The sequence below is a fragment of the uncultured Microbacterium sp. genome, assembly GCF_964244775.1.
In the GTDB taxonomy this organism is placed as follows: Bacteria; Actinomycetota; Actinomycetes; order Actinomycetales; family Microbacteriaceae; genus Microbacterium.
This window is the reverse complement of sequence record NZ_CAXTJR010000012.1, coordinates 50,022-72,234: the sequence shown is the minus strand read 5'-3', so window position 1 is coordinate 72,234 and position 22,213 is coordinate 50,022. Positions and strand designations below refer to the sequence as shown.

The window sequence follows — 22,213 nt, the reverse complement described above, 5'->3', positions numbered from 1 at the left end:
CATGGCGAACGACGACGAGTACAGCACGTACACCGAAACGCGGCAGAAGCGCATCAAGGTCGTCGCATGGGTCGTCATCGTCTCGCTCATCCTCGTCGGCGGCGGCGCCACGGTTCTCGCGCTCCTGTTCGGCTGAGCCCCGCATCGGGATCCGATTCCCAGGCTGGTGCCCTTCGGTCGCGGTTAGCATGACAACGTGGATCCGCTGTGGGCGTTCGTCGCCGGAGTGTGGTGGGTCGCGCCGATGATCGTGGGCGCGGGCGCACTCGGCTGGTTCGGCCTGCGCGGACAGCGGACCTCGGGAGCGCGTCACCTCGAGATCGACGCGGCGGCGCACGACGTGCGGGCCGCGCGCACGGCACTGACCCAGCGACGAGCCGACGTGGCCGTCGCGCACGCCGAGCTCATGCGCGTGCAGGCCGAACGCGCGACCCGGAGCGCCTCCGACCGCGACCTCTCGTCGGCGCGGCGCGCACTCCAGACCGCGCGCCAGAACGTCAAGTCGGCGTCCGCCGCGCTGCTGGCCAGACGCGCGAGCCTCCGCGCCGCGCGCGCCAGCATGCCGCATGCGGGCGCCGACCCCGCCGAGTACCCGCTCGCGAAGGTGATCGACGCGCACAACCGCGTGCTCGCCAGGTGGATGGAGTACGAGACCGATCCCGCGAAGCTCATCGCGTTCCCCGCGATGAGCGACGGCCGGTCGCCCGTCCTGGCCGACTTCCTGCGCGAGCAGTCGCAGGCGCAGTGGCTGCGCCCCGCGTCCGCCACCGTGCGCATGACGCCCGCCGACTTCGCGGCGTACCGTGATGCCGTGCGCCGTACGGAGCGCGCGTTCGACGCGGCCGAGCGCGAAGCCCGCGGCGAGCCCGAGCGCCCCGGCATCCCGCTCGGCACGGGCGCCTGGATCGACACCGCGGCCGATCTGCTCGCGAACGCCCAGCGCGCCGTCGCCTGGTCGGCCGAGGCGATGGCCCGCGTACGGAAGCCGGGTCCGCCCGCCTGACCGACCTGCGAGAGCGCTGACCGGCAGGTCACGCGGCGCGCACGGCGGTTACCATGACAGAGTGCAGGAGTTCTTCCAGTTCGTCGGAGGCTACTGGTGGCTCGTCTTTCCCCTTCTGGGGGTCTTGGGCGGTGCCGGCAGGGCCTGGGAGCGCGGCGCGCGCAGACGGCACCAGCGACGACTCGAAGTGCTGCACGCGAAGGCCGAGCTGAAGGCGGCTGCCGCAGCGGGCAGGGCACTTCCGGTCACGGCGCCGGTCGCGGCGGCCTCGGGTGGAGCAGCGGGTGAGGCGACAGCATCCACTCCCGCTGCCACGCAGCTCGAGCGGCTGGTCGCCTCGCACGATGCGGTCACCGCCCGCTGGCTCGAGTACGAGCTCGACGTGGCGAAGATCATCGCATTCCCGGCGATGAGCGACGGGCGGCAGCCGCTGACGGCGGCCTTCCTCCGTGCCAAGAAGATGGCAGACGGCCTGCGGCCGGCATCCCCGAAGACACGACTTTCGCGCGAGCAGCTCGCCGAGTACCGCAACGCCGTGACCGACTACGAGGTCGCCTTCGACGTCGCCGAGCGCGACGCACGGCGCATCAAAGACTCGTCGTTCACCGTCGTCGAACGCAAGCGCCTCGACACCGCGAAGCAGCTGCTGAGCGTCGCGATCGATCAGGCCGCCACTCCGGCCGAGCGTCAGCTCGCCTATCGCCGGGTGCGCGAAGAGCTCGACGGGCTCATCTCGCTGTCGGACGAGGCGATCGAGGTGCTCGAGCACAAGGTCACGCTGGAGCTCACGACGGGTGCGCAGCAGAAGGTTCCGGATGCTGCGGCCCCGACGACCGCGCCAGCACCCCCGGTCGCCGGCGGATCGGCCTCACCTGCCCCGTCGCCCTCACCCGCCCCGTCGCCCGAGCCCGCACCGTCGCCCGAGCCCGTGGCGCTCCCTCTGCACGAGCCCAAGACCGGACCGTGGCCGGTGCCCGCGCGGAGCACGCAGACAGCGCCCGGCCGCGTGACCCGTCCGAAGCAGCAGCCGTAGGCTCGCGGGCTCAGAGCCCGAGCAGTGCGACCACGTCATCGAGGCGCTGCTCGGCAGTGTCGGCGATGGGGGCGAGCAGGAGCTCGGTGACCCCTGCGGCCTCGAAGGCGGCGATCCTCGTGCGGAGCCGATCGGGGTTGCCCAGCAGGGTCACTCCGTGAACGAGCTCGTCAGGGACGGCGGCCACCGCTTCGGCACGGCGCCCCGCCAGATAGAGGTCTTGGATGTCGGCCGCCTCGGCCTCGAAGCCGTACCTCGAGACGATGTCGGTGTAGAAGTTCTTGCCTTTGGCCCCCATGCCGCCGATGTAGAGCGCGAGGAAGGACCGGATGCGCATCAGAGCCCCTGGCGAAGGGTCGCCGAACGCGAAGAACACCTGAACCTGAATGTCGAGCGACCCGAGCTCGGCACTGCGTTTGGCGGTGCCCGCCTCGAGCGACTCGCCCCATACCTTCGACGCGCGCTCCGGATCGAAGAAGATGGGCTGCCAGCCATCGGCGATCTCGGCGGCCTGGGCGACGCTCTGGCGACCGAGCGCGGCGATCGAGATCGGGATGTCGGAGCGCTCCATGTGGTTGATGAGCTTGAGCGGCTTGCCCAGGCCCGACCCGCCGCGCTCGAGGGTGAGCGGAACGGAGTAGTGCCTGCCGTCGTGCACGACGGGCTCGCGTCTCCACGTCTGCCGGCAGATCTCGACGATCTCGCGGGTGCGCCCGAGGGGCGCGTCGTACGCCACCCCGTGGAAGCCTTCGATCACCTGCGGTCCGGACGCGCCGAGCCCCAGGGTGAAACCGCCCGGTGCCAGCGAGTCGAGGCTGGCCGCGGTCATCGCGGTGAGCGTGGGGGTTCGCGTGTAGAGCTGGAAGATGTTCGACATCAGGCCGATGGTGCGCGTCTTGCCGGCCAGGTAGCCCAGCCGGCTGACCGCGTCGAACGAGTACGCCTCGGCGACGGCGATCGTGTTCAGGCCCGCGGCCTCGTAGGTGTCGACAGCATCCGCGATCTCAGCGATGTCCGACGAATAATTCTGGATCAGCCCGAACCGCATCGTCCGCCCGCCTCTCGTTCACCATGATCTGGCCCACGCCGGACCCCGCGCCGAACATTACTCGGACTGAGCGTCCATCGACCCTCGCGTCGTGCGCGTCTGATGAGCGTCGGGTCAGGTGCCGCAGAACGTGCGGTGGCGGGGCGCGCCCTCCGGGGCCGGCCAGGTGAAGCGCCGGTACTCGCTTCCGCGCTCGGTGAAAGGGTCGCGGAGCAGGTCGAGGAGCTCCTCGAACGGCCCGAGATCGCCCTCGACCGCCGAGGCGAGCACCTCTTCGACGATGTGGTTGCGGGCGATGTACACGGGGTTCACCGCACGGATGAGCGCAGCATCCGGTGACTGCGTCCGCCACCAGATCAGCCACGCGTCGAGCCCTGCTACCGGCCCCAGGAACCGGTCACGAATCGGCCGCTCGTCGCCGTCGGCGGCCGTGGCGAGGTCTCGCCAGAACCCGGTGAAGTCGACCTCGTGCTCGGCGAGCAGGTCGAGCGCTGTCTGGGCGAGCTCGGCGGCGATCGCGAGGTCTGCCCGGTCATCGAGGCCGAGCTTCTCGCGGAAAGCCACGGCCCAGTGCCACCGGTACCGGTAATCGAAAGCGTCGACCACCTCGACGGCGACTCGCTCGCCGATGGACGGGTCGTCGGCCAGGAGCGGGGCGAGCGCGTGCCCGAGCCGCTCGAGGTTCCAGCGCATGATCGGCGGCTGCCGGTCGTAGGCGTAGCGGCCGAGCTGATCGATCGAACTGAAGTACGCGCCCGGTTCGTACGCATCGAGGAATGCGCAGGGGCCGTAGTCGATGGTCTCGGCCGACACCAGGACGTTGTCGGTGCTGAGCACGCCGTGCACGAAGCCGGTGCGCATCCAGTCGGCGGTGAGGGATGCTGTCGCCTCCACGATCTCGACCAGCAGCGCCCGATAGGGGCTCTCCGCGACGGCAGCGCCGGGATAGTGGCGGGCGATCACGTGATCTGCGAGGCGGCGCAGCAGCGCGGGATCGCCCTGGGCACGGACGAATTCGAACGACCCGACTCTCACGTGGCTCGACGCGGTGCGGGCGAGCACCGCCCCGGGCTGCACGACCCCATCGAGGTCGCGTGCCGAGCCGGTCGCGACGACCGCGAGCGCCCGCGTGGTGGGAACCCCGAGCGCATGCATCGCTTCGCCCATCAGGAACTCACGGAGCATCGGCCCGACGGTCGCGAAACCGTCGACGCGCGACATCGAGGTCGGGCCGATCCCCTTCAGGTGCAGATCGTGGAGGCGCCCATCGCGGTCGCGTCGTTCGCCGAGGAGTGCCGCGCGACCATCGCCGAGGATGGGCTTGAACACGCCCCACTGGTGACCCGCGTACACCTGCGCGACGGGGGTCGACCCCGGCCAGGCCGATTCGCCGGTGAGGAGGCGGATGCCCTCGCCCCCGGCGAGGTACTCGGGGTCGAGGCCGAAATCGTGTGCGACCTCGTCGTTGATCGCCAGCAGCCGAGGCCGCGGGGTCGGCGCCGGTGAAACGGGGCGCGACAGCTCGGGGAAGTCGCTCGCCCACACGCGCTCGAGCGCGAGCGGCGCCGCTCCGATCTGCACGACGTCAGTCATGGATGCAGTCAACCGGACCGCCGTCGGCCCCGCCGGATTGTGACGCCGCGGGACGGACTCGCGGTTGACAGAACTCTGGTTGGCTGGTTAGTTGGTTAGGTAACTAACCAACGACCGGGGTAGATGTGATCGAAGAAGGACGCGCGCTCTTCCTGCAGATCGCCGAGAGCGTCGAGGATTCGATCGTCGACGGCAGCCTGCCCGAAGAGGGCCGGGCACCGTCGACGAACGAGCTGGCCGCGTTCTACCGCATCAACCCCGCCACTGCTGCGAAGGGGGTCGCCGTGCTCGTCGACAAGGGTGTGATCTACAAACGGCGCGGCATCGGGATGTTCGTCGCCGAGGGGGCGCGCGAACGCCTCCTGGCCGAGCGCCGCACCGCGTTCGGCGACCGGTTCGTCGAACCTCTGCTCGCCGAGGCACGCAAGCTCGGGCTGGCACCCGAAGACATCAGCCGCCTCATCGTCGAACGCTTCGCGCGGTCGGATGCGGCATCCACCGAAGGGACTGCGCGATGACCGAATCCGTGATCGAGGTGCGAAACCTCGTGAAGACCTATCGCGACGTGCGCGCCGTGGACGACGTGTCGTTCTCGATCGAGAAGGACACCATCTATGGCCTGCTGGGTCGAAACGGCGCCGGCAAGACGAGCATCATGTCGATCCTGACGGCGCAGAACTTCGCGACATCGGGCGACGTGCGCATCTTCGGCGAGCAGCCCTACGAGAACGCGCGGGTGCTCGGCCGGATGTGCTTCGTCCGCGAGGGCCAGAAGTATCCCGACGACGCGAAGCCGCTGCACGCCTTCCGCGCCGCGCGGCTGTTCTTCCCGAACTGGGACGAACCGCTGGCACAGCGCCTGGTCACCGAGTTCCAGCTGCCCCTCAGACGGCGGATCAAGAAGCTGTCGCGCGGCCAGCTCTCGGCCGTCGGCGTCATCATCGGGCTGGCATCGCGCGCCGAGATCACGTTCTTCGACGAGCCCTACCTCGGCCTCGACGCGGTGGCGCGGCAGATCTTCTACGACAGGCTGCTGGAGGACTACACCGAGCATCCCCGCACCGTGATCCTCTCCAGCCACCTGATCGACGAGGTCGCCAACCTCATCGAACGCGTCATCGTGGTCGACCGCGGCCGCATCCTGCTCGACGAGCCGACCGACGACGTGCGGGATCGCGCCTCGGCGATCGTCGGCGACTCGGCGGCGATCGCCGCGTTCGTCGCAGGGCGCGAGGTCATCCACCGCGAGTCGCTCGGACGCGTCTCGTCGGTCACCGTGCTGGGCGCTCTCACCACCGACGACCGGGCCCGGCTCACCGCCGCCGGCCTCGAGATCGCACCCGTCTCGCTGCAGCAGCTGATCGTCCGGCTCACGCAGCATGCCGGCGCAGCATCCCGCGACACGGCATCATCCGCCGACACGGCACCGTCCGCAGACTCCGCCGCCAAGGAGGCCACCCGATGAGTCGCACACTGAACGTCGTCCGCCTGCAGCTGGTCAATCGGCAGACCTACATCTGGATCCCGCTGCTCATCCTCGGCGGGGCATGGGTGCTGTCGCTCATCGTCTTCGCGATGATCCCCGTGAGCAGCCCGAAGTACGGTGGCGGGGCGCAAGCGCCGCTCTGGTACTTCATGGCCGTCGGCATCCAGGCCCTCACCCTCACCTTCCCGTTCTCGCAGGCACTCAGCGTCACCCGGCGCGAGTTCTACCTGGGCACGTTGATCACCGCGGCACTGACCTCCGGCATCCTCGCCTCGATATTCGTCATCGGCGGGGTCGTCGAGCAGCTCACCAACGGCTACGGCCTCAACGGGTACTTCTTCTACCTCGGCTGGATCTGGGAGGCCGGATGGTGGGCGGCGTGGCTGGCGTATTTCGCCATCGCCATGCTGCTGTTCTCCATCGGATTCTGGGGCGCCACGATCTACAAGCGCGGTGGGCCGCTGCTGCTCACGATCGTGCTGGTGGGCCTCGGTGCCATCCTGGTCGCGCTCATGTGGCTCGTCGGGCTCGCCGACGCGTGGGTTCGGGTCTTCCAGTGGATCGGCGCGCAGGGGTCGCTCGGCCTCACCCTCTGGGGCCTGCTCGTGATTGCCGTGCTCGCCGCGACGTCATACCTCACGCTGCGTCGCACGATCCCTTGAGCCGTGCGGGATGCTGGTAGCCAACCCAGCGAGGCGGCCGTGACTAACGCAGCGAAGCGGCCGTGGCTAACCCAGCGAAGCGGCCGTGACTAACCCAGCGAAGCGGCCGTGACTAACGCAGCGGAACGCTCACGTCGATACCGCCCTCGTGCGTGAGCCGGGCGCCCATCTGCACGATGACCGGGGTGTTGACGAAGCCCCCGGCGAACAGCGCCTGCCCCTGGGCGAACCCCGGCGAGCGCTCGAGCAGCGACGGCGGCGCATAGCCGAACACCGAACCGAGCTCGTCGAGGTCGCGAGACGAGCTCATGCGCATGAGCGCGAGGTTGTCGCACTGCGACAGGGCGTTCGGGTGCACCTTCGAGGGCCGCTGCGTCGACAGCAGCAGCCACAGGCCGTACTTGCGTCCCTCGGCGGCGATCTGCACGATCCGCTCGGTGAGCAGCCGGTGGAGCGGGGTTTCGGGTTCGGGGCTGCACAGGTTGTGCGCTTCGTCGATCACGATGAGGCGGGGGATGCGGTCTTCGCGGTGCAACCACAGGTGGTCGAGCACCGCCAGTGCGGCAGAACGCATCTCGGGCTGCGTGCCGAAGCTGCCGAGGTCGACGACGGTCGCATCGGGCTTCTCGTCGATCACGTCTGCGACGCTGTCGCGCCCCCATGACCACAGGTCCCAATCGGCGATTCCGAGGTTCTCGAGCCGCGTGGCCAGGCGGTGTCGTGCCGGATCTTCGGACCCGCGCAAGAACTTCACCAGTGCACCGTCTTCGGTGACCGTCGCCATCCCGCCGGTCCGCAGCATGCTCTGCATCTCGTCCTCGATGTGCAGCATCACATTGAAGTCCTCGGCGTCGTAGACCGGGTCGATCTGCAGCACCGCGGCGCGCGAGCGAAGCGGCAGGTCGAGGAAGCGTGCGTGCAGCGGCAGCCCCTCGCGGTCGCCGTGGCGGAGCACCCGGATGTCGCGGGTGGCCAACTCGTCTCTGACCTCCGCCGATGCACCCTCGCGGATGTCGCCCAGCCGCACGAAGTCGGAGTTGGGATCGAGGATCACCAGCGGAAGACGCGTGTGGAGCAGGAGCTGCTCGAGCACGACTCCGAGGGCGTACGTCTTGCCCGATCCGCTCTGCCCGCACCAGAACGTATGCCGGTTGAACTTCGCCGGGTTCAGCTTCGCCGGCGCGGCGTCTTCCGACTCGAGCAGCGTGCCGATCGACAGTTCTGCGGGCATGGGATCAGCGACTTTCTGCGGCGCGTTCGTGATGATGGATGACCTCGGCCACGACGAACGTGAACCACTTCTGGGCGAACTCGGGGTCGAGATCGGCCTCGGTCGCAAGCCGGCGCAGCCGCTCGACCTGGCGCTGCTCACGAGCAGGATCGGATGCCGGCATCCCATGCTCTGCCTTCAGCTCACCCACCTGCTGCGTGCAGCGGAACCGCTCGGCCAGCATGTAGACGAGTGCGGCGTCGATGTTGTCGATGCTGCTGCGCAGGCGGAGAAGGGTCGATGCCGGATCGCTGTCGGGCGGGTCGCTCTCGCGGTTCTGGTCCATCGATCCTCCTCGGTCCGGCTGGGCTTCCGACGATACCGCGCGGTGCCGCGCGGTGCCGCGCGGTCGAGCTCTCGCGCGTCCTGTCACCCTTCCGGGGCGATATCGAACGACAGCCATCGTTACGCCGCGCCCCCGAGCCCTAGAGTGTGTCCATGACCGACGGCACCCCTCCTCCCGAGCCGCTCGCGGCCGATCCTGCGGCAGGCACCGATGCGGCTACGCCCTCGGCGCAGGCGAAGGTCGAGGCCCTCGACGTCATCGCGGCCGATGCGACCCGCGCGCCTGATCGAGGGGGCAAGCCCTTCTGGGCACACCTGGACAGTCCGTTCACCGTGGGGCTGCTCTTGACCCTGGGCGGCCTCGTCGCCATCCTGCTCGGCATCGCGGTCACCAACATCGCCACCGTGATCATCTACATCGCTCTGGCGATGTTCGCGGCGCTCGGCCTCGACCCGGTCATCAAGATGCTCGGCCGCCACAACGTCTCGCGCACCTGGTCGATCGTCATCATCTTCCTCATCCTGTTCGTGGTCGGCGGCGGCCTGCTCGTCCTGGTCATTCCGACCCTCGTCACGCAGGTGGGCCAGTTCATCACCAGCATCCCCTCCACGGTCACCAGCTTCCAGACGACGGACTTCTATCACTGGCTGGAGGGGATCTTCGGAACGGGGCTCACCGACCTCATCACCGAAGTACAGAAGTTCCTCACCACCCCGTCGAACATCGCTGCGATCTCGGGCGGCATCCTGAAAGTCGGCGCCGGCATCGCCACCGCGGTATCGGGCGGGTTGATCATCATCGTGCTGACGCTGTACTTCGTCGCGTCCTTGCCCGGCATCAAGGAGTCGCTGACGCAATTCGCCCCGGCTCGCAACCGCGCCAAAGTACGCGACATGACCAACCAGATCACCGACTCGGTCGGCGGCTATCTCATGGGCATGGTGATCCTGGCGTTCTTCAACTCGATCGTGGCGTTCCTGCTGCACCTGTTCCTCGGGCTGCCCTATCCGCTGCTGATGGGCGTCCTCGCGTTCTGCATCACGATCATCCCGCTGGTAGGCCCGGTGCTGTACTGGGTCGCCGCGTCGATCCTGGCCCTGTTCACGAGCCCCCTCTCGGCCCTCATCTTCGCGATCGCGTACCTCATCTACATCCAGATCGAGGCCTATGTCATCACCCCGAGGGTGATGAGCAAGGCGATCTCGATCCCCGGTTCGCTCGTGGTCATCGGCGCGCTCATCGGCGGCACGCTGCTGGGCCTCCTCGGCGCGCTGATCGCGGTGCCGGTGGCGGCATCCATCCTGCTGATCATCAAGCAGGTCTTCATACCCAGGCAGGACGCGAAGCTTTGAGCCGGGACGGATCAATGCGAGCGAAGCCCGCGTTGATGCGTCATCGGCTCAAGGTCGAGTAGGCGAGGAACGAGCCGTATCGAGACCCGTCCGCGCGAGCGGCTACGCCCGGGCCGGCAGCAGACAGGTCGGCGACGGCGCCTCACCGCGATGGCGGACCGCACCGGGGACGCCGTTTCGAGCATCCAGTGTGAGGGAGACGACATCGTCCGAGCGCTGGCCCGCCACGAGCAGCGTGTCGCGCACGACGAGATGGTGACGGGGCCAGTCGACTCCCGAATCGGCCAGCCCGACGGGCTCGACCCGCTCCCCCGAACCGCGCACCCGGAATGTGGCGATCGTGTTGGTGCCACGAAGACCCGCGTAGAGGTATTCGCCGTCGCGTGATCTGGCCAGCTCGGCCGCCGTGTCGTCGGCGGCTGCAAACGGGCTGGCAGCGACCCCGCCGAGCAGGCTCCAGCGCCCGTCACGCCCTGCGGCCAACGTGAACACTTCGCACGAGTACTCGGTCACGACGTGCAGGTGACCGCTGGGGTGCAGCACCATGTGGCGAGGGCCGGTGCCGAGGGGCAGCACGACCTCGTGGTCGAGGCGCAGGCCGGCCGGCGTCGGTCGCCAGATCCGCACCAGATCGAACCCGAGATCGGTCGTCGCGATCCGCCCGTCGCCGAGGAAGACAGCCGAATGCGCGCGCGAGACGCGCTCGGCGATCGCCTCGACCTCGCCCCCCAAGACGCCGCCGCCGCCGCCGCCGAAGAGCACAGCGGCCTCGGCCTGCGCGTCGGCAACCTCGTCGTACCCGGGCACGAGGTGGGCGAATTCGTCGCCGGCCGCGGCGCGCAGCGACCGGGCAGCAGCCGCGAGCTCGCTCTCCATGGCACTGTCCCGGTCGAGTGCGGGGTCACCCGCGACGCTCGCGAACGGATCGACCGGCCCGGCGAACGGGTCGATCGCCGCCGCACCCAGTGCGGGCGATGAGGGCCGGCCCGCAGCATCCAGAGCCATCCGCACGACGCGCCCGTCGCCCCAGCAGCTCGCGACGAGCGAGCGGCCGTCGGGGGCCACGGCGATGTGGCAGACGGCGGCGCCCGCTTCGATCGGCGCACCGAGCGGCACGAAGGTGCTCTCGCCGGTCCGCACGAACGCGGCGACTGTCTGCGCGGCCTCCAGCGTCGCGTAGACCACGTCGAGGGAGGGATGCTGCGCCAGCCACGACGGCGAGTCCGCAGTCGCGGCAGTTCCGGTGAACGACAGGGCGCCGGCCGCAGATCCGGCGTCGGGCAGACCCGCGAGCATCGCGCCGATGCCGCTCGCACGGCCGTCGCTGTCGGCCGTGTAGCCGCCCAGCCAGAGGCGCATCAGTCGACGAGGTCGTGACGCACGATCACGGCGTCGCGCGCCGCGCCGACGCCGATCACCGAGATGCGGGTGCCGCTCATCTCTTCGAGCGCGAGTACATAGTCCTGCGCTTCGAGGGGGAGGTCGTCGAAGGTGCGCGCCCCCGAAATATCATGCTTCCAGCCGGGGAGGTACTCCAGGATCGGTGTCGCGTGGTGGAAGTCCGACTGGTTGACCGGCACTTCGTCGAACCGCTCGCCGTCGACGTCGTAGGCGACGCAGACCGGGATCTCATCGAGCCCGGTGAGGATGTCGAGTTTGGTGAGGACGAGGTCGGTGATGCCGTTGACGCGGGTCGCGTAGCGCGTGATCGGCGCGTCGTACCAGCCGACGCGGCGGGGCCGGCCGGTCGTGGTACCGAACTCGAAGCCGCGCGAGCGCAGCCATTCGCCCTGCTCGTCGAACAGCTCGGTGGGGAAGGGGCCGGAGCCGACGCGGGTCGTGTACGCCTTGACGATGCCCACGATGCGGTCGAGCCGATTCGGCCCGACACCTGACCCGGTGGCTGCTCCACCCGCGGTCGCCGACGACGACGTGACGAACGGATACGTGCCGTGATCGATGTCGAGCATGGTGGCCTGGCCGCCCTCGAAGACGACCACGTCGCCGCGGTCGAGCGCGTTGTTCAGCAGGAGCGACGTGTCGCACACGATCGAGCTCAGCCGCGGAGCGTAGGCCAGCAGGTCTTCGACGACCTCATCGACCGTGATCGCGCGGCGGTTGAAGACCTTGATGAGCAGGTGATTCTTCTGATCGAGGGCTCCCTCGACCTTCTGGCGCAGGATGTTCTCGTCGAACAGATCCTGCATGCGGATGCCGACGCGGTTGATCTTGTCGGCATACGCCGGACCGATGCCGCGACCCGTCGTCCCGATCATCCGCTTGCCGAGGAACCGCTCCGTCACCTTGTCGAGAGTGCGGTGGTACTGCGTGATGATGTGGGCGTTCGCGCTGATCTTCAGTCGCGACGTGTCGATGCCGCGGGCGTTGAGCGCCTCGAGCTCGCCAAAGAGCACTTCGAGGTCGACGACGACGCCGTTGCCGATGACCGGAATGACGCCGGGCGACAGGATCCCGGACGGCAGCAGATGCAGCGCGTACTTCTCATCGCCGATCACGACCGTGTGACCGGCGTTGTTGCCGCCGTTGAACTTGACGACCCAGTCGGTGCGTTCGCCGAGCAGGTCGGTTGCCTTGCCCTTGCCCTCGTCACCCCACTGGACGCCGACGATCACGATGCCTGGCATGGGTCCACTCCCCCGCTGTCGGGCACTCCTCACGGAGAGCACGGTTACACCCCATCCTATCGGCCGGGCTCGCTCCCTCCCGGGGATGCCCCCGCTAGGGTGATCGCATGCTGCGTACCCCTGCATGGGCAACGACCTGGACCATCCTCCGACTCGTGATGGCTGCGGCGATCGCCGCCGCCATCATCGCTCAGCTGATCGCCTCGGTGACGCGCTCGGCCGAGAACGGTCAGAACATCGCGACCGTGGTCGCGAACTTCTTCAGCTTCTTCACGATTCTGTCGAACGCAATCACCGTCGTCGTCCTGCTGCTCCTGGTCGGCTGGCACCTGACCGCTGGTCGCCGCGAGGCGGTCGAGCCGCGCGGTCTCGCGGTCGCCCTGGCATCGGTGTCGACGTACATGATCATCACCGGGATCGTCTACAACCTGCTGCTGCGAGGGGTCCAGCTCTACCCCGGCACAGAGCCGATCCCGTGGTCGAACGAAGTGCTGCACCTCGTGGGGCCGCTGTTCCTGCTGCTGGATGTCTTCCTCGCACCCCGGCGCCGGGCACTCGCGTGGAACACGGTGTGGATCATCGCGGCCTTCCCGATCGTCTGGGTCATCTACACGATCATCCGCGGTCCGCTCGTCACCAACCCCGCGACGGGCGAGCAGTGGTGGTACCCCTACCCGTTCCTGAACCCCCACAACTTCGACAACGGCTTCGGCGGAGTAGCGATCTACATCGTCGTCATCGCGGTCGCGATCATCGCGGTCGGGTCGTTCGTGGTGTGGTGGGGCCGGCGCGCCGGCCGCCGCGCCACGGCGGCGAGCTAGGCACCCGAGGAGGAAGACCCGGGCCACGACGCCCGGCCGTTCGGCGGCCCGATCCGCCTCCCGCAATGCACCCTCAGCTCCCGCAATGCACCCTCGGCGAGGGTGCATTGCGACGACCGAGGGTGCATTGCGGGACGCTCAGCTCCGGCGCCGCCGGCGCACCACGATCATCACGATCACTCCGGCGAGGATCAGGATGCCGGCGACTCCGCCCGCGATCAGGAGCGCCCGGCCGTCGACGCCGGTAGCAGGCAGCGGTGCGGTGACCGTCGGTGGCGGATCGAACCGGTTGTCGATCCCGATCGAGGCCGGCGCTCCCTGCCCGACCACCACGAGCGCTCTGGTCGGGTCGGCGGGGTCGGCGGGCGTGTAGGTGACGGATGCTGCGCCCCCCGCATCCGTCTCCTTCACCGTGCATTCGGCTCCGACGGGCAGGTCGCCGATCGTGACCGACCCGCCGACGGCGACGGTGCGGGCGGCCCCGCCCGGAACGTCGACGGGCTCGCCGCGCCATGCGCACGCCACAGCGATCGGGAACACATCATCGGAGTGCTCGGATGCCGCGTCACCTGACACCGTCTTGGCGATCGTGACCGACCCGACCTCGAACGTGTTGACGATGCCGACCTCGGTCGTGTCGGCAGTGATGGTCACTGGTGGGAGGGGGCGGCCCTCGACGTCGAGGATCTGCACCGTGGTGGCGCCGCCGGTGTCGGTCTCGTCGACGGTGCACGTGAGCCCCACCAGCAGCGGGTCGTAGGTCGCGGTGTATTCGTTGGCGTCATCGAGGACGCGCGTGGCGCCGCCGGGGATCTCGACCGGCCGCTCGAAGCGATCGAGGCACGTGAGGGTGACCTCGAACGGTCCGGTGCCGTAACGCTCGGCGCCCGGCCCGTCGATCGTCTTGCGCACCGTCAGCGCTCCGGCGTCGTAGTAGTTCGTCACGGTGACACCGACGGTCTCGCCGTCGGCCACCACGACTTCGTCAGGTTCGATGGTCACCGTCGTACCTGCCGGACCTGGCTCGGTGACCGAGCATGTCGCCCCGGCGGCGATGCCGTCGATCGTCGCCGACAGGGGCCGGTCACCGCCTAGCGACACCGAGCCCAGCCACACCGACGCCGGACCGCTGCCGGTGTCGAGCACGCAGTTGACGGCGAGCACGAACGGTCCTCTACCGAAATCGGCCGCACCGGGCCCGGCGATGACCTTCTCGAGTGCGAGCGACCCCGCGCCGAAAGTGTTGGTCGCGATCACGCCGACAGGCTCGCCTTCGGCCACTGTGACGTCGAACGAGTCACCATCGACCGGTGGTTGGTCGTCGCCTCCCTGGGTCACCACGAACGAGGTGCCGCTCGCACCGAGCGGGTCGTCTTCGACGATGGTGCATTCCGCACCGACCGGTAGCCCCGCCAGCGCCCAGGTCTCGTCGGTTCCGATCGATTGCCGCATCGGCTGATCGGGGCCGTAGCCGTCGGCGAAGACAGGCAGCCCCAGGAACGTGCAGGACACGCTGAACGAGAACGGGCCGTAAGAGATCGGGTTTCCGCGCGCATCCGAGCCCGCGGCATCCACTACCTTGCGGATCGTGAAGTCGGCGACGTCGTAGACGTTCTCGACCGACACGCGCCCGAGGGGATCGTCGGGGCCACCCACCGTGGCCCTCCCGGGGAGTGTGCGGGTCTGGCCGTACTGCCCCTCGACCGCGGTGCACTCTGCCCCGAGCGGAAGCCCGCGCACGGTCTGCGGCGGATCGTCGCGCACGAGCACGAGGGACGGCGTGCCCGAGATCGGAACGCCGCCGAGCGCGCATTCGAGCTGCACCGGGAACCGCGCGGGCGCTAGCTCCCGGGCGTCACCCGACACGATCTTCTCGATCGAGATCGGACCCGTCGGGTAGGCGACGCCGACCCGGCGACCCTCGGTCGCCGGCACGGCGACTCGCCGGGAGCTCAGCGCCGAACCGCCGGTCGAGACGGTGTTGTACGCGATCGGGTAGTCGGTCGCGGTGAGTTCGTCGGGAGTCGTGCTCGTCTGGAACTGTATATCGATCGACTCACCGGGCTGCAGGTTATCGGTCGGGAAACCGATCACGAACTTGACACTGCGGACGATCGCCGGATCCACGCCATCGCCCAGAGGCAGCCAGGCCTCGGGCGCGCACTGCGTGCCCAACGGGTTCAGGTCGGCGGTGCAGGGCACCGATGAGGTCGAGTAGAACGTCGTCAGCACGGGCGTGCTCGGCGACGTCGAGTCGGTCAGCAGTCGGACGTTCCCGACGAACGTGGGCTGCCATATGCTTCCGCGGGGGAGCACTGCGATGAGGCCCCGATCGCCTGGGGTGGGCAGGTTGTCGATCGCCACGACCTGATCGAGCGGAAGCGTGCCCGCGTTGGTCACCGTAAAGCGCCAGGTCTCGGTGCCGCCGGGGCGAGAGACCGGCACGCACGGCGCGCGATAGAAGCCGCCGGGGGTCGCCGTTCCCTCGCATGAGTAGTCGTTCGCGACGCTCAGCACCTCGGGCACGCCCGGTTCATTGACCGGTGCGTCTGCTTTGACGTACTTGATGGTCCGCACTGCAGGAACCGACAGCGGCCGGACGATGGCGTCGTCGCGGCACAGTCCGGTTGCGGCGTCGTACGTCGGAACGCACCCGTCGAAAGGTTCGTTCGCTTCGACGGAGGCCCAGTTGCGTGCCGAGTCGGCCGGTGTGAGGCCGGGGCGCAGCATCAGCTGGATGGTGATCGTGTAGGTCTGGCCCGGTTCGAGCACCGAGCCGGGCGGCATCCGGAAGACGATCCTCGTCGTCGTCTCGTCGATCTGGATCTGCGACTCATCGACGGGCAGAGTTCCGCCGTTCGGCGGATTGGGCGTGGGGCCGGCGAGCGCGAAGGTGTACGGCGAGACGCTGGGATCGCGGTCGGGGTCGAAGATCAGCTGCGCACCCTTGGTATCCGTCGGAAGCTCGTCTGAGAACACCGGATCGGTGAGTGGGCTCTCGCCGCTGTTGGTGAACGAGAGGGTGAAGGGGATGGCGACGCCCGGCTGCACGTCGCCGTTCGGCGATTTCGTCACCGAGATGGTCGCCTGCAGGTGCAGGTTGCGGTACTGCGCCTCGGCCGAGCTGTTCGCCGTGAGGAACTCTCCAGGCGACAGATCGATCGAGCGGGAATCGGCGGTGATGGTGTCGGTGAAGACGCCGGCCTGGCTCTCCCCAGGGGCGGGCACCTGATCGGATCGCGTCGTCGGCACGGGCCCGCCCGAGCGCAGGTCGACGCGGCGCATGACCTGGAACGGGACGGTGACGACGGGGTTCGTCGGGAAGGTCCAGCCCAACTGATTGGCCTGAGCGAACCGGAACGACACGCCGTGCAGATCGCGCGGTGCGGCGGTGAGGAAGGCCTTCGCCGTCGCGAGCGGAACGAGCCCGCTGCAGGTCTGGGTACCGCCGACGGTGTCGTCGGCGACGGCCTGCGGCGTGAAGACGCCACCCGTCGTGTAGCACGCCTCGACGAGCCCGAGCGGCGCCGGAAGTCGCCACCCCGGGCTCATGCCGACGAAATCGACGGCATTCCAGAAGCTCGGGTCGTTGTCGGCGAGCGTCATCGTCACGGTGCGGGCCGAACCCGTCGGCTGACCGGTGAGCGTGACGGTCACGGGAGCGAAGTCGTTCTCCTTCTGCTGCGCGGGAGCGATCGACTTCGACGAGATGACCCCGAAGGTGGGGGATTCCAGGACTATGTTCGCGGTGGCGTCGTCGCACGCGTATCGCACCTCGCCGGCCGGCGGGCACGGGCCAATCGGATCGACGTCGGCCACGATGCCTTGGGCCGTGTTGCTGATCGGGCTCTCGGCCGGCGACACGCGGTCGCCGCTCCCGCGGAAATAATCACGCAGCCGCACAGTGGTGGCGACCGAGCCGGCCGCTCCGGCGCCGATGCGGCCGGCGAAGGTGACCTGATATCCGGTGATGTCGCACGGCACCGTCTGCGCAGTCAGCGCCAGGGCGGCGTTGCGCGAGTAGTCGGCGAACGTGCCGTCGGGGCAGAACAGCCGCACCGTCGTGGTCGAGGTTCCTGTGGGCACTGAGATCGAAGAGAAGCTCACGAAACTGAAAGCCCCGAAGGCATCGGTCTGGCGACCCAGCACCGACCCTGGCCCGGGGTCTGTGATCTGCAGCTGGTCGACGCGTGCGGGTGTGGTGTTGCGGGTCGTCACGGTGAACCGACTCACCGGAAACTGCGTCGCGCCGATGGTCGGGTCGGGTGGAACGGCCATCGGGCCGCCCTCCCACGTCTTGTCGGTCGTGGTCGTGATCGGCACGTCGATGATCACGACGTCGTCCTGGTCGTTCGACGACAGCGGGGCCGAGGCGTCGGAGGGGAAGCCGGTGGCGTTCACGGTGTTGCGCACGACGCCGTCGTCCGGCTGGTTGTACAGCTCGTCGCCCAGCACCGGCGTGCCATCGGAGCGTCGCGCGTCGCGCACCTGCCAGGTGAGGGTGACGGGGCGCGAATTGCCGAACGAGCGGGCGACGCCCGAGCCGACCGGTGGTGCGTCGATGTGGCCGACGGATGCCGCGGCCCGGTCAGGACTCTCGACCACGACGAGTCGCACTCCCGTCGTGGACGCAGTTTCGCCCCCCGTCAGGGTCACGCCCGGGAACTGACCGATGCACGCCTCGGGGCACGGATCGTTCACCGCATCCACCCACTCCCTACCGTTGTAGAGGAGCACCTGCTGCACCTGGTCGTAGACGATGAAAGGATCGGTCGCCGGGGCGATCGGTTCGACACGCCGCAGATCGAACGCGTTGAACACGCTCTGCGCAAGCGGGGTACCCGCCGGGTCGGCGGTGTCGGTCAGCTGCACGCTACCGAGGTTCGAGAAGCCACCCGTCGACCAGCCGAGCACCGACGGGATGGTATCGCCGGATCGGGCGATCACCGACTTGACACCGCCCGAGCTCGAAGTGCCGAAGGTCTTGTCGATGAGGTCGGCCGTGCCTGGATCGACCGGGTCTATCTCGACGGACGGGCATTCGGCGATCGGCATGACGGACGATGCCGGCGCGACACCGGGCGTCGCGCTCGTCGCGCCAGACTGTGCGCAGTTCGGGACGAAGGTGGATACCTCGCCGGTGAACGGCGGTCCTGGCGTGTACCGCCCGTCGGAGCGGAGCGAGCTCGTGAAGTTGGGTGCGAGATCCGTTCCGGGGGCGAAGCCGCGACCGGCGCCGGTGTGGTCGTAGACGAAGCGCACCCCGCCGGCGACGCTGGAGATGTTCGCGGGCACTGCGGCGGAGAAGATGGTCGGCCCGGCAACCGGACCGGCGAGCGCCTTCCAGACGCCGTCGGTGGTGTCTAGGTACTCGATCGTGAGGGTGGAAGCGGCCGGCACCGGGGTCTGGGTGACCGCGGTCAGGTCGAAGGCGTTCCACCACGGGTCGGATGCGGGCGGGTCTTGCGGGTCCTGAATGACGATCTGCTGCGCGTAACCGGTCGTGCCGGTGGATCGCGTCGGCGGGTCGGGTCGCTCGGTCGTTCCACCCGTGAGCGAGATCGTCACCGGCTCGCCCGGCGCGGCGACGATCTTGCTCGGGCGGATCGACTTGCCGATGTCGGTCTCGATGACCTCGTCGTAGACATAGAGATCGTCCGACGCGCTCGCGCTGCCCGTCGCACCCTGATGGGTGCCGGTGACCCCGACCTCGTTCGTCACGGTCGATGGCAACGAGGTCAGCTCGGGATCGGTCGCCACCCGGAACGACACGGAGGTCGTGGCTCCCGGCTCGATCGCCGTGCCCGTGAAGACGACCTCGAACGAGGTGACCGCGTCGATCGGGTGCGTAGCCGGATCGATCGGCGTCGCCCCGTTCCCGAACGGTACCTCCTCGGTGCCATCCGCGAAGTGGTAGATCACGCGCGCGCCGGTCACGCCCGCCGGATACGTCACGCCTGTCGTGAATCCGTCGAAGGCGTAGGCCGCCGGAAACGAGCCCGACGAAGGTTCGGTGATCGTCAGCGAGTCGATCGGGATGGTCGAGCTGTTCGTCGCTCCGAGGGTCGCGATGCTGGTCTGGCCGGCGATCACGAGCGCGGGCGCGAACGACTTGCTCGCCGTGACGGCCACGGCGTTCTGACGCAGCGTGAAGTCGGCTTCGGCGTCGGCCGATGTGGTCTGGTCTCCCAACCCGACCACGGACCGCACCGTGTTTGCGACGACCGCGCCGTCGGGTCGGGATGCTGCGAGCGGGGTGACCTGCAGGTCGAGCGCGAACCCGCCCGTCGCCGCTGCCGGGATCGCCCCGCTGAAGATCACCCGGGCACCGCGGACGTCTTCCGGCGAGACTCCCGATGGCAAGGTGCCATCGGGAGCGGGAACCCACGCGGTGCCGACGTACACCTGGTAGTCGGTGCTCGTTGCACCCGTCGGGGCCGTAACGGCACCGAAGCCGGTGAACCCGAGGTCGCCGAAGGGGTTGGCCGCAGCATCCGGATCAGCCGGGTCTTGCACGGTGAGTGTGTCGACCGTCGCATTCGAGCCGTTGGATCCGCCCAGCTGCGCCGTCACGGGGGTTGCCGGCGTGGCGACCGCCGTGGTCGGCGAGAAGGTCTTGGTCGCTGTCGTCGCCAGATCCAGAGTGATGACGGGGGTCACCCCCACTTGATCCTGGACGTCGGTGAAGTTGGTGCCCTCGAGCGCCGCGGCGTTGAGCACTTCGACCCCGCTGAGGTCATACGACGTGCCCATCGGAAGCCGCGCGGTGATCTCGACCACGCCGGTCGTAGCATCCACGATGCCCACCGTGCCGTCGCCCAGTGGCGTAGTCCAGTTGACGGTCACCGCGTTGCCGTTCACGATCGGCGCAGAGGCGGTGTTCGCCCCGCCGCCGACGACCGCACTCACGACCTCGAACGGCGCCGGCACCACGTCCGAGAGAACAGCGTCCCTGCACCCGGTGTCGGTGATCGACGAGCAGCCCATCGTGAGGGTGTAGGTGAACGTCTCGCCCGGTGAGACCCGGGTCGCCGAGGCCGTCTTCGTCAGGGTCGCGACCGCGGTGACCGCAGTGGGCGCCGGGTCGACGAGCGCGTTGGCCGCGGTCGGCGCGGAGAGCGTCAAAGCCGTCGCGATCACTGCCACCGTCGCGACTACTCGCCTCATCAGGCCACTGCGCACGGTTGTCCCCCCGGATCGGTCTGGCCACTACAAAGAGCGCGACGCTCCGCGTGTCCGTGCCAGCCTAACCAGGCTGTCGCCCGGCGCACCAGTGTTACGGATGTACACGAAAGTGAATCGTGAATGTCCGGCCGAGAATTCTCGCGTCCGCGTGCGAAGCACTCTTTCCGCCCGCCGCACCGAGGGAAGTGCCCGAACAGCGCTCACTAGACTCGAGGCATGTCGAAGGTTCTCCAGTCCCTGCCCATCGGCGAGCGCGTCGGCATCGCTTTCTCCGGGGGCCTCGACACCTCGGTGGCCGTCGCCTGGATGCGTGACAAGGGCGCCATCCCCTGCACCTACACCGGTGACCTCGGGCAGCCCGACGAAGACGACATCGACGCGATCCCCGTCCGTGCGCTCGAGTACGGCGCCGAGATCGCTCGCATCGTCGACGCCAAGACCGCGCTGGTCGAGGAGGGTTTCGTCGCCCTGGCATGCGGCGCGTTCCACATCCGCTCGGGCGGGCGCACCTACTTCAACACGACGCCGCTCGGGCGCGCCGTCACCGGCACCCTGCTCGTGCGCGCCATGAAAGAAGACGGCGTCGACATCTGGGGCGACGGCTCGACCTACAAGGGCAACGACATCGAGCGATTCTACCGCTACGGGCTGCTCGCCAACCCGGCCCTCCGCATCTACAAGCCATGGCTCGACGCCGAGTTCGTCACCGAGTTGGGCGGACGCCAGGAGATGAGCGAGTGGCTCGTCGCCCACGGCTTCCCCTACCGCGACTCGGCCGAGAAGGCGTACTCGACCGACGCGAACATCTGGGGCGCGACGCACGAGGCGAAGACCCTCGAGCACCTCGACGTCTCGCTCGAGACGGTCGAGCCCATCATGGGCGTTCGATTCTGGGATGGTGCGGTGCAGATCGACCCCGAAGACGTCACCGTCACCTTCGACCGGGGTCGCCCCGTCGCGCTCAACGGCATCGAGTACACCGACCCGGTCGCGCTCGTGCTCGAGGCCAACCGCATCGGCGGCCGCCATGGCCTGGGCATGAGCGATCAGATCGAGAATCGCATCATCGAGGCCAAGAGCCGTGGAATCTACGAGGCGCCGGGCATGGCGCTGCTGTTCATCGCGTACGAGCGCCTGGTCAACGGCATCCTGAACGAAGACACCCTCGCGACCTATCACGAGCAGGGTCGCCGCCTCGGCCGCCTGATGTACGAGGGCCGTTGGCTCGAGCCGCAGTCGCTCATGCTGCGCGAGTCGATCCAGAAGTGGGTCGGCTCGACCGTGAGCGGCTCGGTCACGGTGCGCCTGCGCCGCGGCGAGGACTACACGATCCTCGACACGACCGGCCCCACCCTGTCGTACGCGCCCGAGAAGCTCTCGATGGAGCGCGTGGGCGATGCCGCCTTCGGCCCCGTCGACCGGATCGGCCAGCTCACGATGCGCAACCTCGACATCGCCGACTCGCGCGCGCGCCTCGAGCAGTACGCCGCGCTGGGCCTCATCGGCGGAGCGACCGCCGAGCTCGTGGGCAGCGTCACCGCGGGCGAAGCCGACGAGATCACCGAGCACGCGGTGCCGTTCGACGCGGATCGCGAAGCGCTCGCGGATGCTGTGGACGTGGCGTCCGAGGGTTCCGCATTCGACTTCGGCACCGACTGAGCTCCCGCGCTCCGCGGGGTGTCCCGTCGGCGCGACAGTCCCCCGCGGCGGCCTTCGGTCGGCGCTCCCGCCAGACCCGATGCCTGTCGCACCGACGCGACACCCCGCTGCGCGCTGTGTGCTGCGGTGATCGAGTAGCGAGCGCCAGCGAGCGTATCGAGATCGCCCTC

General features: G+C 68.8%; 16 protein-coding genes. 9 read left to right on the top strand and 7 right to left on the bottom strand.

Features of this window, described 5'->3' with window-relative positions:
- Position 1 precedes the first annotated feature (1 nt).
- The 3 genes from ACFE6Z_RS15105 (at position 2) to ACFE6Z_RS15095 (ending at position 2,036) form a co-directional block, all read left to right on the top strand.
- Complete coding sequence (locus ACFE6Z_RS15105) at positions 2–136, top strand: hypothetical protein (RefSeq protein ID WP_375386524.1); 135 nt, start codon at positions 2–4, stop codon at positions 134–136.
- A gap of 60 nt (positions 137–196) precedes the next feature.
- Positions 197–1,003, top strand: a complete 807-nt coding sequence (locus tag ACFE6Z_RS15100; protein ID WP_375386523.1) for a hypothetical protein — start codon at positions 197–199, stop codon at positions 1,001–1,003.
- 61 nt (positions 1,004–1,064) lie between these two features.
- Positions 1,065–2,036, top strand: coding sequence for a hypothetical protein (locus ACFE6Z_RS15095; protein WP_375386522.1), 972 nt, complete (start codon positions 1,065–1,067; stop codon positions 2,034–2,036).
- Positions 2,037–2,046: 10 nt separating this feature from the next.
- Here ACFE6Z_RS15095 and ACFE6Z_RS15090 read toward each other — a convergent pair whose 3' ends face one another.
- Positions 2,047–3,084: an LLM class F420-dependent oxidoreductase gene (locus ACFE6Z_RS15090; RefSeq protein ID WP_375386521.1), complete on the bottom strand. Its 1,038-nt coding sequence runs from the start codon at positions 3,082–3,084 to the stop codon at positions 2,047–2,049.
- Between the two features lie 114 nt (positions 3,085–3,198).
- Positions 3,199–4,677 (bottom strand): YdiU family protein, encoded by a 1,479-nt coding sequence (locus ACFE6Z_RS15085; RefSeq protein ID WP_375386520.1) that lies wholly within the window; start codon positions 4,675–4,677, stop codon positions 3,199–3,201.
- A gap of 125 nt (positions 4,678–4,802) precedes the next feature.
- Here ACFE6Z_RS15085 and ACFE6Z_RS15080 point away from each other — a divergent pair, with 125 nt between their 5' ends.
- The 3 genes from ACFE6Z_RS15080 to ACFE6Z_RS15070 are packed head-to-tail and all read left to right on the top strand — an operon-like array spanning position 4,803 to position 6,825.
- Positions 4,803–5,195 carry a GntR family transcriptional regulator gene (locus ACFE6Z_RS15080; RefSeq protein ID WP_375386519.1) on the top strand — a complete coding sequence of 131 codons (393 nt, stop codon included), beginning with the start codon at positions 4,803–4,805 and terminating at the stop codon, positions 5,193–5,195.
- A complete protein-coding gene (locus ACFE6Z_RS15075) occupies positions 5,192–6,142 on the top strand; it encodes an ABC transporter ATP-binding protein (protein ID WP_375386518.1) in 951 nt (316 codons plus the stop codon). The genes ACFE6Z_RS15080 and ACFE6Z_RS15075 overlap by 4 nt, the downstream gene beginning before the upstream one ends.
- On the top strand, positions 6,139–6,825 hold the full coding sequence (locus ACFE6Z_RS15070) for a hypothetical protein (RefSeq protein WP_375386517.1): 687 nt from the start codon (positions 6,139–6,141) through the stop codon (positions 6,823–6,825). The genes ACFE6Z_RS15075 and ACFE6Z_RS15070 overlap by 4 nt, the downstream gene beginning before the upstream one ends.
- A 112-nt stretch (positions 6,826–6,937) precedes the next feature.
- Here the strand turns inward: ACFE6Z_RS15070 and ACFE6Z_RS15065 are convergent, their stop codons facing one another.
- Both ACFE6Z_RS15065 and ACFE6Z_RS15060 read right to left on the bottom strand, forming a co-directional pair.
- Entirely contained in the window at positions 6,938–8,056 is a 1,119-nt protein-coding gene (locus ACFE6Z_RS15065) for an ATP-binding protein (RefSeq protein ID WP_375386516.1), read from the bottom strand.
- 4 nt (positions 8,057–8,060) lie between these two features.
- Positions 8,061–8,381: a chorismate mutase gene (locus ACFE6Z_RS15060; RefSeq protein ID WP_375386515.1), complete on the bottom strand. Its 321-nt coding sequence runs from the start codon at positions 8,379–8,381 to the stop codon at positions 8,061–8,063.
- Positions 8,382–8,533: 152 nt separating this feature from the next.
- On the opposite strand from ACFE6Z_RS15060, the gene ACFE6Z_RS15055 reads away from it, so the two are divergent.
- Positions 8,534–9,733, top strand: a complete 1,200-nt coding sequence (locus ACFE6Z_RS15055; protein ID WP_375386514.1) for an AI-2E family transporter — start codon at positions 8,534–8,536, stop codon at positions 9,731–9,733.
- 102 nt (positions 9,734–9,835) lie between these two features.
- Here ACFE6Z_RS15055 and ACFE6Z_RS15050 read toward each other — a convergent pair whose 3' ends face one another.
- Positions 9,836–11,092, bottom strand: a complete 1,257-nt coding sequence (locus ACFE6Z_RS15050) for a lactonase family protein (protein WP_375386513.1) — start codon at positions 11,090–11,092, stop codon at positions 9,836–9,838.
- The gene (locus ACFE6Z_RS15045) at positions 11,092–12,378 is read right to left on the bottom strand and encodes an adenylosuccinate synthase (protein ID WP_375386512.1); all 1,287 of its coding nucleotides are present in this window, start codon (positions 12,376–12,378) and stop codon (positions 11,092–11,094) included. The genes ACFE6Z_RS15050 and ACFE6Z_RS15045 overlap by 1 nt, the downstream gene beginning before the upstream one ends.
- 107 nt (positions 12,379–12,485) lie before the next feature.
- Here ACFE6Z_RS15045 and ACFE6Z_RS15040 point away from each other — a divergent pair, with 107 nt between their 5' ends.
- The gene (locus ACFE6Z_RS15040; protein ID WP_375386511.1) at positions 12,486–13,199 is read left to right on the top strand and encodes a Pr6Pr family membrane protein; all 714 of its coding nucleotides are present in this window, start codon (positions 12,486–12,488) and stop codon (positions 13,197–13,199) included.
- A 138-nt stretch (positions 13,200–13,337) separates the two neighbouring features.
- On the opposite strand, the gene ACFE6Z_RS15035 is transcribed toward ACFE6Z_RS15040, so the two are convergent.
- Entirely contained in the window at positions 13,338–20,366 is a 7,029-nt protein-coding gene (locus ACFE6Z_RS15035; protein ID WP_375386510.1) for a DUF5979 domain-containing protein, read from the bottom strand.
- A 234-nt stretch (positions 20,367–20,600) separates the two neighbouring features.
- Here ACFE6Z_RS15035 and argG point away from each other — a divergent pair, with 234 nt between their 5' ends.
- The gene (gene argG / locus ACFE6Z_RS15030) at positions 20,601–22,043 is read left to right on the top strand and encodes an argininosuccinate synthase (protein WP_375386509.1); all 1,443 of its coding nucleotides are present in this window, start codon (positions 20,601–20,603) and stop codon (positions 22,041–22,043) included.
- Positions 22,044–22,213: the final 170 nt, after the last annotated feature.

What these genes read in the sequence shown, in the direction of transcription:
- ACFE6Z_RS15105 (WP_375386524.1), top strand. Translation starts at nt 2, where the DNA reads ATGGCGAACGACGACGAGTACAGCACGTACACCGAAACGCGGCAGAAG.
- ACFE6Z_RS15090 (WP_375386521.1), bottom strand. Translation starts at nt 3,084, where the DNA reads ATGCGGTTCGGGCTGATCCAGAATTATTCGTCGGACATCGCTGAGATC.
- ACFE6Z_RS15085 (WP_375386520.1), bottom strand. Translation starts at nt 4,677, where the DNA reads ATGACTGACGTCGTGCAGATCGGAGCGGCGCCGCTCGCGCTCGAGCGC.
- ACFE6Z_RS15075 (WP_375386518.1), top strand. Translation starts at nt 5,192, where the DNA reads ATGACCGAATCCGTGATCGAGGTGCGAAACCTCGTGAAGACCTATCGC.
- ACFE6Z_RS15070 (WP_375386517.1), top strand. Translation starts at nt 6,139, where the DNA reads ATGAGTCGCACACTGAACGTCGTCCGCCTGCAGCTGGTCAATCGGCAG.
- ACFE6Z_RS15065 (WP_375386516.1), bottom strand. Translation starts at nt 8,056, where the DNA reads ATGCCCGCAGAACTGTCGATCGGCACGCTGCTCGAGTCGGAAGACGCC.
- ACFE6Z_RS15060 (WP_375386515.1), bottom strand. Translation starts at nt 8,381, where the DNA reads ATGGACCAGAACCGCGAGAGCGACCCGCCCGACAGCGATCCGGCATCG.
- ACFE6Z_RS15055 (WP_375386514.1), top strand. Translation starts at nt 8,534, where the DNA reads ATGACCGACGGCACCCCTCCTCCCGAGCCGCTCGCGGCCGATCCTGCG.
- ACFE6Z_RS15050 (WP_375386513.1), bottom strand. Translation starts at nt 11,092, where the DNA reads ATGCGCCTCTGGCTGGGCGGCTACACGGCCGACAGCGACGGCCGTGCG.
- ACFE6Z_RS15045 (WP_375386512.1), bottom strand. Translation starts at nt 12,378, where the DNA reads ATGCCAGGCATCGTGATCGTCGGCGTCCAGTGGGGTGACGAGGGCAAG.
- ACFE6Z_RS15040 (WP_375386511.1), top strand. Translation starts at nt 12,486, where the DNA reads ATGCTGCGTACCCCTGCATGGGCAACGACCTGGACCATCCTCCGACTC.
- ACFE6Z_RS15035 (WP_375386510.1), bottom strand. Translation starts at nt 20,366, where the DNA reads ATGAGGCGAGTAGTCGCGACGGTGGCAGTGATCGCGACGGCTTTGACG.
- argG (WP_375386509.1), top strand. Translation starts at nt 20,601, where the DNA reads ATGTCGAAGGTTCTCCAGTCCCTGCCCATCGGCGAGCGCGTCGGCATC.